The organism is Pseudomonas sp. GM78, assembly GCF_000282475.1.
Taxonomy (GTDB): domain Bacteria; phylum Pseudomonadota; class Gammaproteobacteria; order Pseudomonadales; family Pseudomonadaceae; genus Aquipseudomonas.
The window spans coordinates 1-2,650 of record NZ_AKJF01000010.1 but is presented as its reverse complement, the minus strand read 5'-3'; the positions used below and the strand labels follow the sequence as shown (position 1 = coordinate 2,650).

At 63.5% G+C, this 2,650-nt stretch carries 4 protein-coding genes; all 4 read left to right on the top strand.

Annotated elements, in window-relative coordinates:
• Positions 1–750, top strand: a 750-nt coding sequence (locus tag PMI35_RS30835) for an MBL fold metallo-hydrolase (protein ID WP_008054650.1), incomplete at its 5' end; no start/stop codon positions are given.
• Positions 751–772: 22 nt separating this feature from the next.
• The gene (locus PMI35_RS30840) at positions 773–1,117 is read left to right on the top strand and encodes a RidA family protein (protein WP_008054649.1); all 345 of its coding nucleotides are present in this window, start codon (positions 773–775) and stop codon (positions 1,115–1,117) included.
• A complete protein-coding gene (locus PMI35_RS30845; protein ID WP_008054648.1) occupies positions 1,114–2,106 on the top strand; it encodes an alpha/beta hydrolase in 993 nt (330 codons plus the stop codon). Before PMI35_RS30840 ends, PMI35_RS30845 begins: the two co-directional genes overlap by 4 nt.
• A 3-nt stretch (positions 2,107–2,109) precedes the next feature.
• Positions 2,110–2,650 (top strand): amidase family protein (locus PMI35_RS30850; RefSeq protein WP_008054647.1); only part of this gene is annotated, 541 nt, incomplete at its 3' end.

Genomic DNA, 2,650 nt, shown 5'->3' with positions numbered 1-2,650 from the left:
TGGCTGGTCCCCGACAATCTCGACGCCGCAGGCCAGAAGCTGATCATCAGCGTGCATACCTGGGTGATCAAGACACCGCAGTATACGGTGCTGGTCGACACCGGAGTAGGCAACGCCAAGCCGCGCCCGGAACTGCCTATATTCCACCAGCTCGACGAGCCGTGGCTGGAACGCCTGGCGGCCGCGGGTGTAACGCCCGAAGAGGTCGATTTCGTATTATTGACGCACCTGCATATCGACCATATCGGCTGGAACACCCGACTGGTCGACGGCCAGTGGGTGCCGACTTTCCCCAATGCCAAATATGTGTTCCCGCAAGCGGAGTACGAACACTTTCTCAGCGACGCCGGTCGCCAGAGCATCGGTCATGCGGCCTTCGTCGACAGCGTGCTACCGGTCATCGACGCCGGTCAGGCGTTGATGATCGGTGTCGACGGCGGGCCGTTTCTCGATGATTTCCACTTCCACCCGACCCAGGGCCACAGCGTCGGGCACATGTCCATCAGCCTGCATTCGGGCGGTGAAACGGCCATGTTCGGCGGCGATGTCATGCACCACCCCATACAGGTGGCACAACCGCTGTGGGCATCGTGCTTCTGTGACCTGCCGGAAGCGGCAAATCGCTCGCGTCAGTGGTTGCTGAACTATCTCGCCGACCACAACGCCTTGTATTTCAGCTCGCATTTCGCCGGCACCTCGGCTGGCCGCGTGCAACGCCTGGGCAGTGGTTTTGCCTGGCACTTCGAATAATTCCCGACCCAAGGACACTCCCATGACGACCCCGCACCTCTCCTCGACCCTGCAAGCCCATCATCTGGTGTTCACGTCCGGGCAACTGGCATTCAATCAACAGGGCGTGATCGAAGGTGATATCACCGCGCAAACCCTGACCGTCATCGCACGCCTGCAAAGCATTCTAGAACCCCATGGCCTGGGTCTCGAAGACATCGTCAAGACCACCGTATTCATCACCCGCCGCGAAGACTTTGCAGCCTTCAACGCAGCCTATGCCCAGGCATTCGGCGCGCACAAACCCACCCGTTCGACGGTGATCGCCGGCCTGGCAGCCGACAACGCCCTCGTAGAAATCGAAGCCATCGCCCAGGTGCGGACATGAGTAGCATTGCGCGCAGACAGCTGGACCCTGGCGCAGCGCGGGTGGTGGCCTTGATGCGCCAGGCACCTGCCGTTGCTGGCGAGCCCAGTGCCGAACAGGCCCGAGCGGCGTTTCGCAACAGCCGCCTCGCCCTTGCTTCGCCAGCACCGCAGATTGCGGCGATTGAGGATCTGGTAGCACCCGGACCGGGTGGCGACATCCCGCTCAGGCTCTATCGCGGCATAGAGGCGCAAACCGGCAGTGCCCTGCCCGCGCTGCTGTTCTTTCATTCGGGAGGATGGGTTGTCGGTGACCTGGAAACCCACGACGTGGTCTGCCGCCAACTCGCCCTGCTGGCTCGCTGCATTGTGATTGCCGTGGACTACCGACTGGCGCCGGAACACAAGTTTCCCGCTGCGGCTGACGACGCCTTCGCGGCCTTGAATTTTGTCCGTGCACAGGCCCCGCACCTGGGCATTGATGCAAGCAAGCTGGCGGTTGGCGGAGACAGCGCCGGGGGTAACCTAGCGGCCATAGTCGCGCTGATGGCCAGGGACGCCGACCATCCGCCCCTGGCGCTGCAGGCGCTGATTTATCCGGCCACCGACTTCCACGGCAGCCATACCTCGCAGCAACAACTGGCGCTGGAGCCCCCCCTCACCGCTGCCACACTGGCGTGGACCCAAGCCCAGTATCTGCGCACCGAGGCGGATCGCCTCGACTGGCGCGCATCACCGCTGCTGGCGACAGACCTGACTGGCGTGGCACCGACCTACCTGGTCACCTGCGGCTGCGATCCGCTGGAAGACGAAGGGCGCGCCTATGGAGAACGCTTGCGTGAGGCCGGCGTGAGGGTCATCGAGCGGCATTTCCCGGGTCAGATCCATGGCTTTATCACCATGGGTCGCTTGATCCCTGAAACCACCGTGTTGATCGGGGAAATCGCCTGTGCGCTGGACGCCGCGTTCCACGCCGACATTGATCATAGATTCGGCCCTCATGAGGGCTGATCCATGAGACAGACGCTGAACAGCCTGGCGCAGCAATTGGCCAACGGCCAGATAACCAGTCGCGCGTTGGTGGAGCAATGCCTGGCGCGAATCGCAAACCCTCAGGGCGAAGGTCCGAGAGTCTTTCGACGGGTGCAGGCCGAGGCCGCGCTGGCCGAGGCCGGTCGCCAGGACGCACTGCGTCGCCAGGGCCTGTGCCCTTCACCCTATGCCGGCATTGCGATCTGTGTGAAGGACAACATGGACCTCCTCGGCCACCCCACGCGGGCAGGCTCGGTGGTATTGAACGACGCCCCGCCCGCCAAAGCCGATGCGCCGCTGATCACTCGCTTGAAAACCGCCGGGTTCATTGTGCTGGGGCAAACCCACATGAGCGAATTCGCTTACTCAGGGGTGGGACTCAACCCTCATCACGGCACGGCGAGCAACCCGTTCCAGCGGGAAATCGGCCTGATCCCGGGTGGCTCCTCTTCGGGGGCAGCGGTCGCCGTCAGCGACCGGATGGCTGCGGCGGCGATCGGTACTGACACCGGCGGCTCCTGCC